General features: G+C 71.2%; 1 protein-coding gene. It reads left to right on the top strand.

Translation table 11 applies throughout. The annotated features are described in order from the left end of the window. Positions 1-117: 117 nt before the first annotated feature. Positions 118-1,045, top strand: a 928-nt coding sequence (locus G6020_RS06625; protein WP_182610075.1) for an AAA family ATPase, incomplete at its 3' end; no start/stop codon positions are given.

The raw sequence follows: 1,045 nt of genomic DNA, 5'->3' as shown, positions 1-1,045 counted from the left end.
GGCCCGACCATCGGTCGGGCCGGGCACGGCCGTACACCGGTACTGTCGACCACAGTCCGCACTGACGGTCCGGCCCCAGGGCCACAGACCCCCGACCTCGCGAAGGAGCCCTCCGCGGTGAGCGATCCCCACACCGACCACCCGGCCGACCCGGGCTCACTCCCCGCGGTCTCCGCCTCCTCCGCGGCCTCGGACGCCAGGCTGCTCGAGCAGGCGGTGTACGAGGTCAAGAAGGTCGTGGTGGGCCAGGACCGGCTCATCGAGATGATCCTGGTGGGTCTGCTCTCGCGCGGTCACATCCTCCTCGAGGGCGTGCCGGGTGTCGCCAAGACGCTCACCGTGGAGACGTTCGCCACCGTCGTGGGGGGCAGCTTCCGTCGCCTCCAGTTCACCCCGGACCTGGTTCCGGCGGACATCGTCGGCACCCGGATCTACCGGCAGGGCCGCGAGGAGTTCGAGGTCGAACTCGGTCCCATCCTCGCGAACTTCGTGCTGGCCGACGAGATCAACCGCGCGCCGGCCAAGGTCCAGTCGGCGCTGCTCGAGGTGATGGCGGAGGGGCACGTCTCGATCGGCGGCCAGACCTTCCCGATGCCGACACCGTTCCTGGTGATGGCCACCCAGAACCCCATCGAGAGCGAGGGCGTGTACCAGCTCCCGGAGGCCCAGCGGGACCGGTTCCTGTTCAAGCTCGTCGTGGACTACCCGAGCCCCGAGGAGGAGCGGGAGATCGTCTACCGGATGGGGACACGTCCGCCGGAGCCGTTCCGCGTCCTCGGGGTCGACGCGTTGATCCGGCTGCAGGACGCGGTCCGGGAGGTCTTCGTCCACCACGCACTGGTCGACTACGTGGTCAGGGTCACCGTCGCCACCCGCGAACCCGAGAGGCACGGCCTCGAGGACGTGGCCAGGTGGCTCGCGTACGGCGCGTCCCCCCGGGCCACCCTGGGTGCCGTCACCGCGGCCCGCGCGCTGGCCCTGGTCCGCGGTCGCGACTACGTGGTGCCCCAGGACGTCGTCGACGTGCTCCCCGCCGTGCTCCGCC

This window comes from Dietzia sp. B19 (genome assembly GCF_014145155.1).
GTDB lineage: Bacteria > Actinomycetota > Actinomycetes > Mycobacteriales > Mycobacteriaceae > Dietzia > Dietzia natronolimnaea.
This window is presented reverse-complemented; position numbering and strand designations above follow the sequence as displayed.